General features: G+C 75.1%; 2 protein-coding genes. Both read right to left on the reverse strand.

What is annotated here, in order from left to right:
• Positions 1–492 (reverse strand): copper resistance protein CopC (locus tag Q6969_RS14800; RefSeq protein ID WP_317231126.1); only part of this gene is annotated, 492 nt, incomplete at its 3' end.
• Positions 489–2,579, reverse strand: coding sequence for a cytochrome c oxidase assembly protein (locus Q6969_RS14805; RefSeq protein WP_317231127.1), 2,091 nt, complete (start codon positions 2,577–2,579; stop codon positions 489–491). The genes Q6969_RS14805 and Q6969_RS14800, both read right to left, overlap by 4 nt.
• Positions 2,580–2,657 lie beyond the last annotated feature (78 nt).

Here is a 2,657-nt window from a genome sequence, read left to right on the forward strand (position 1 = left end):
GGCGGCCGCCGGCGCGCTGCCCGAGGCCGACGCGGGAGCGGCCGCCGAGGCCGACGCGGAGGGCATGGTGGTCGGGGCGTCCGGCCCGACGGCGAAGTCGAAGGCGCCGGCGATGGGATGCCCGTCGCTCGAGACGACGCGCCAGCGCGCCTGGAAGGTGCCGTCCGGCACTCCCGGGCGCAGCGCCTGCCGGGCCGTGTCGCCGTTCAGGAGGACGGGACCCTCCGCCCAGTCCTCCCCGCGCTCGTCCACCACCACGACCACGGCGCCGACCTCGATCAGCGCGTCGGTGAAGACCATCGAGACCTCCGCCGGCGCGGTCGGCGCGCGGCTCCCGTCGCCGGGCTCGGTGGAGACGAGGTCGTCGTGGGCCGAGACGGGCCCGGCGGTCACGAGTGCCGGCACGAGGGCGGCGACGAGGAGGGCGACGAGGAGGGCGCGACGGACGGGCCCTCGGGCACGGGTGCGGGTGCGGGTGCGCGTGCGGGTCATGAGGTCCTCCGGGGGTCGTGGTCGTGGTCGTGCCGGTCGAGTTGACCGAGCCGGTCGTTGTAGGCGCGGAGCGCCGCGTCGTCGTCGCGCAGCGCGGCGCGGTCGTTGCGGGTCGCGGCGCGCTGCTCGGACGCGGACCACTGCCGCACGACCATCAGCGCGACGAGGACGACGGGGAGCTCGCCCGCACCCCAGGCGATGCCGCCGCCGGTCCCCTGGTCGGCGAGGAGGCCCGCGTCGTCGAGGACGCCGATGGCGCGCCACCAGTCGACGGCGAGCACCTCCGTGCCCGACATGATCGCGAGGCCGAAGAACGCGTGGAACGCCATCGTCGCGAGCAGGATGAGCAGCCGGATCGCGTGCGGCGGGCGCTGCGGGCCCGGATCCACGCCGATGATCGCGAGGAAGAACACGTAGCCGCTGATCAGGAAGTGCACGACCATGATGAGGTGGCCCTGGTGGGTCAGCAGCGACCACTCGAACCAGCCCGTGTAGTAGAACGCGACGAGGCTGCCCGCGAACACCACGGCGGCGACGACCGGGTGGGTCACGATGCGGGCGTACCGCGAGTGCGTGGCCACGAGCACCCACTCCCGCACGCCGCGGCTGTGGTCCGTGCGGGCGGGCACGGCGCGGAGCAGGAGGAGCACGGGCGCGCCGAGCACCAGGAGCGGCGGCACGTACATCATCAGCAGCATGTGCTGGACCATGTGCGTGCTGAACCGCACGGACCCGTAGACGCCGGGCCCGCCGCTCGTGGCGTACACGAGCACCGCGCATCCGAGCAGCCACGGCACCGTGCGCCCGGCCGACCACGCGTCGCCGCGTCGCCGGAGCCGTCGGACGCCGAGGAGGTAGAGCCCCGCCAGCACCGCCGCGACGGCGAGGAACAGGTGGTCGGGGTGGAACGACGTCAGCATCCGCGGGAGGGAGACCGGCGCGGGGAAGGCGAAGCCGATGAGGGACGCCTGCGGGTCGATGTCCGCGATGGAGGTCTGCGGCACCGGCGGGGCGCTCCGGGAGAGGGCGACGGACATGCCCATGGCGATGGACATCGCCACCACCTCCGCGAGGGCGAGGCGCGCGAATGCCCGTCCGGACCCGGCGGTGCCCGCCAGCCGCGGGATGAGCCGGGTGCGGTGCACCCCGCCCGCGATCCCGAGCCCGACGAGGACGAGCGTCTTGAGCAGGAGGAGGACGCCGTACTCGGTGGTGAGGAGCTCCACCGGGGACTCGAGCCGCAACGAGGCGTTGAGGATGCCCGAGAGCGCGACGGCGGCGAACGCCCAGCCCGCGAGGGCGGAGTACCGGCGGACCACGACGCCCAGCGCATCGCGGCTGACCGTGCGGAGGAGGAGCACCGCCACGAGCCCGCCCGCCCAGAGCGTGACGCCGAGCAGGTGGATCGCGAGGCTGTTGACGGCGTTGGCGTGCTCGTAGGAGCCGGCCGCGTGCCCGGAGAGCGACAGCGGGAGGAGGGCGAGCATCGCGATGCCGGCGGCGATGCCGATCCACGACACGCGCCGCGTCCACAGCGTGACGGCGAGCACCGCGGCGACGCACAGCGCCGACGCGAGCAGGGTCTGGCCGAGCTCCAGGCCCGTGATGAAGTACCGGATCTGGCGGAGGTAGACGGGGTCGGTCAGCGGGACGCCGATCACGTTGGCACCCGTGAGGAGGAGCACGGCGACGCTGGAGGCGAGCCAGGCGGCCGCCGCGCGCGCGGCCCAGCGGAGGGCCTTCCACTGGGCGTAGCTCGCGATCCCGCGCCGGAGGTCCTGGCCGGGGAGGGCGAAGGCGGCGATCACGAGCAGGCCGATCGTCAGCGACGCCGCGGCGTCGTGCACGACGCGCGACACGAGGAGGCCGTACGTCACGAGGTCGCCGGGGTCGACGAGCAGCGACTGCACCGCCGTGCCCGTGAAGGCGACGCCGAGGAGCGCGGCGACGACGGCGAGCGGCAGGCACACGAGGAGCACGGCCTCGCCGACGTGCAGCCGCGGCAGGCGCAGGTCGCGCGGGGTGAAGGGCAGGTCGTCGGTCGTGGCCGGTGTCGGCGGGCGGGCGGAGGGAGCGGAGGGGAGCATGGAGGTCCTGGGTCCGAGGGGCGCGGCGGGTGCGCCGCGGCGTGCGGGGTGCGCGGCGCGTCCGACGCGCGACGGGGC

It is taken from the genome of Clavibacter sp. MX14-G9D, assembly GCF_032917815.1.
GTDB classification, from domain to species: Bacteria; Actinomycetota; Actinomycetes; order Actinomycetales; family Microbacteriaceae; genus Clavibacter; species Clavibacter michiganensis_K.

Coding starts and splice junctions, on each gene's coding strand:
- Q6969_RS14805 (WP_317231127.1), bottom strand. CDS start 2,579: ATGCTCCCCTCCGCTCCCTCCGCCCGCCCGCCGACACCGGCCACGACC.